This window comes from Mesorhizobium sp. M7A.F.Ca.CA.001.10.2.1 (assembly GCF_003998575.1).
Lineage (GTDB): Bacteria > Pseudomonadota > Alphaproteobacteria > Rhizobiales > Rhizobiaceae > Mesorhizobium.
On sequence record NZ_RZQY01000709.1, the window covers coordinates 1 to 2,987 of the forward strand.

The following is a 2,987-nucleotide window of genomic DNA, read 5'->3' on the forward strand; positions in this document are numbered from 1 at the left end:
GCCATAAATCAAAACGCCGAAACGCTGATCAAGAGCTTCGATATTCGCGCGCCAGAACGACCTTCTGGATGTTTCCCCCCGAAAGCCGCTTGACCGCATCACCGGCTCCGCGCGCGCGAATATCGAAGCTCTTGATCAGCGTTTCGGCGTTTTGATTTATGGCATTCCAGTTGAGCATGCCGGCGCGGCTCCATGGGGCGCGGTGCTGGCGGCCCATCAGGGTGTTGGCTGCTATCGAAGCGTTGCGATCGACCCCGCGCACCATGCGGTCGCCTGGAACATGGGCGAGGCCTGCCTGGCGGATCGCGGCGGGGGAGAGCGCGGTGAGATTCCGGCCCTTCAGCCACGCCCCGCCATGGCTTGCCGGTCGCAAGCCCGAAAGCACTTCCGCCAGCTCCGTCTGTCCATTGCCGGCCACACCCGCGATCCCCACCACCTCGCCGGAGCGGACGGTGAAGCTGGCATCGCGAAGAGCCGGCAGCAGGCGATCGTCGCGCGCCCACAGATCCTTGACTTCGAGCACCACGTCGCCGTGCAGCGAAGCGCGCGGCCGGCGGTCGAAGCTCACCTCGCGGCCGACCATCATGTGCACCAACTCGTCCTTGCTGAGCTCGGCCGTCGGCCGGGTCGCCACCTTCCTGCCGTTGCGCAGCACCGTCACCGTGTCGGACACTTCCATCACCTCTTCCAGGTGATGCGAAATGAAGATCACCGTCATGCCTTCGGCCACGAAGCTGCGCAGTGTCTGGAACAGTTCACGGCTTTCCTGCGGCGTCAGCACGGCGGTCGGTTCATCGAGGATGATGGTGCGCGCGCCGCGCACCAGGACCTTAAGGATTTCGATGCGTTGCTCTATGCCGACCGAGAGCAGCCCGACGCGCTCGGTCGGATCGACCTGCAGGCCGAAGCGCTTCGACAGGTCGCGCGTGCGCGCAATTTGTGCGGCGTGGTCGATCAGGCCATGGCGACGGATTTCCATACCGAGAAAGACGTTGTCGGCAACCGAGAGCGAGGGAACCAGCTTGAAATGCTGGTGAACCATGCCGAGGCCGGCCTTTATCGCCACGGACGGATCGGCGATCACGATCTCTTCACCGTTCAGCCGGATCGAGCCTTCGTCCGGCTGCAAGAGGCCGAACAGGATGTTCATCAGCGTCGTCTTGCCAGCACCATTCTCGCCGATGATGGCGTGGATCTCGCCGCGGCGGACCGCAAGGTCGATGCCGTCATTGGCGACGAATGCGCCAAAACGCTTGGTGATGCCAGTCAACTCGACGGCTATCGCGGCATTGCTGTGGAGGGTCGGCGACCCCGGCGTGTTCGACAACGTGGCTCTCGCAGATTGGACACTGATCCGCCGCGGCAAGCCGCGGCGGATCAGTGTAGCGCTTTCTTGGGAGGGAGGCGCTGTTGTTGGCTTACTTTGCCTTGGCGATCACGATCTTGCCGTCGACGATGCCCTTTTTGATCTCGTCCAGCTTGGCGGTCACGTCAGCGGGGATCTTTGGGGCAATATCATCGCAGACCTTGACCTCGACACCGCCCGAGGCGAGGTCGAAAGTGCGGGTGCCGGCGGTGATCTTGCGGCCCTCGACCTCATCCTTGATCAGCGTGTAGACGGCGATGTCGCCGCGCTTCAGCATGCTGGCGAGCACATTTCCGGGAGCCGAGCCGCACATGTCGATGTCGACGCCGATCGAATATTTGTCGACCGCGGCACTTGCCTGCATCACGCCTTCACCCGTCGGGCCGGCGACGTTGTAGACAATGTCGGAGCCTTGGCCGTAAAGCGCCTGGGCAAGTTCGCTTCCCTTGGCCGGGTCGTCGAAGGTTCCGGCGAAGACGGAGTTTACCTTGACGTCGGGCGCGGCATATTTGGCGCCTTGCTCGTAGCCGCCCAGGAAGTTGCGGATCACCGGAATATCGCGGCCGCCGACAAAGCCGATCGCCTTGCCGTCGCCGATCTTGTCGAAGGCGGTGCCCTTGGCTTCGATCATGCCGGCAAGTGCACCGGCCACGAAGGATCCCTGCTCCTCGGCGAAATTGGCGTAGATCATCTTGGGGTTGTCGAGGACGCCATCGATAAACACGAAGCGCTGGTCGGGATATTCGGCGCTGACCTTTTGCAGCGAGTCCACCAGCTCCCAGCCCATCACGAAGATGAGGTCGTACTGCTTGCCCTTGGCAAGATTCTCGAACTGCTGCTGGTAGTCGAGCGCGCGATTGCCGGTGTCGACAAGCTTGAGGTCGATGCCGAAATCGGTCTTGGCCTTGTTGAGGCCGTTGACGATCGAAACGCCAAAACCCTGTGCGAAATACCCCGAGATGGCGGCCACGGAAACCTTGGCCTGTGCGGCGGCCGGTCCGAACGAAATGGCAAGCATCGTGCCGGCCAGAAATAAACTCTTGAGCGCCCTTTTCATGTCATTCCCCTTCAGCTTTTTCCAGCTTTTGAAGCCACGCTTTGACCATCCCCACATATCGCCGTAACAACGGCGAGTTCGTTGATGGTCATATGAGTTTAGGAGCGGCTTAACAGGCTGTCAATCGTCATCCGATGCAGTTTTCTTGGCCCTTCGCCCACGTGCTCGACGTCTGCGCTTGACAAATGTCGACGGGCATAATTGTTGATACTCTAATGAGTTTCCATGAACGACGGGATGAAGGAAGCGAAACAATGCCGGCTGTGGTGGTCAGGAAATTTCTGGTTCAGGTCGAAGAGATATTCCATGAGGGCGGACCCCACGCGGCACGCCCGCTCAAGCGAGGCGCGGTCGTCGCGGTCATTGCCAACCCTTTTGCCGGACGCTACGTCGAGGAGATCACCGGCTTCATGGAAGACCTGAAGCCGCTCGGTCTCGATATGGCCCGGCGCCTGATCGACGCCATTGGTGAAGGCGGCCAGGCCATCGAAGGCTATGGCAAGGGTGCCATAGTCGGCGCCGCCGGCGAGCTTGAACATGGCGCGCTCTGGCACAATCCGGGGG

Annotated in this window: 2 protein-coding genes and 1 pseudogene; 1 reads left to right on the forward strand and 2 read right to left on the reverse strand. The window is 61.4% G+C overall.

Features of this window, described 5'->3' with window-relative positions; genetic code table 11:
• Positions 1–40 precede the first annotated feature (40 nt).
• Positions 41–1,327: pseudogene (locus tag EN964_RS30400) on the reverse strand (ABC transporter ATP-binding protein); the annotation flags it as partial.
• Between the two features lie 91 nt (positions 1,328–1,418).
• Complete coding sequence (locus EN964_RS30405; RefSeq protein WP_127267638.1) at positions 1,419–2,423, reverse strand: BMP family protein; 1,005 nt, start codon at positions 2,421–2,423, stop codon at positions 1,419–1,421.
• 254 nt (positions 2,424–2,677) lie between these two features.
• Between EN964_RS30405 and EN964_RS30410 the strand changes: the two genes are divergently transcribed.
• Positions 2,678–2,987: amino acid synthesis family protein (locus tag EN964_RS30410; RefSeq protein ID WP_164776095.1), on the forward strand; the 310-nt coding region annotated here is incomplete at its 3' end.